Annotated in this window: 1 rRNA gene; it reads left to right on the plus strand. The window is 56.8% G+C overall.

The window, feature by feature from the left end:
* Positions 1 to 220: ribosomal RNA gene (locus KUM03_RS24735) — 23S ribosomal RNA — on the plus strand; the annotation flags it as partial.

Genomic DNA, 220 nt, shown 5'->3' on the forward strand with positions numbered 1-220 from the left:
GACTCAGGTGGTCAGGTAGAGAATACCGAGGCGTTCGGGTGAACTATGGTTAAGGAACTCGGCAAAATGCCCCCGTAACTTCGGGAGAAGGGGGGCCATGCCTGGTGAGAGGACTTGCTCCTTGAGCTGGGGGTGGCCGCAGAGACCAGCGAGAAGCGACTGTTTACTAAAAACACAGGTCCGTGCGAAGCCGTAAGGCGATGTATACGGACTGACGCCT

Origin of the sequence: Streptomyces sp. AC602_WCS936, assembly GCF_019049125.1 — a bacterium.
Taxonomy (GTDB): domain Bacteria; phylum Actinomycetota; class Actinomycetes; order Streptomycetales; family Streptomycetaceae; genus Streptomyces.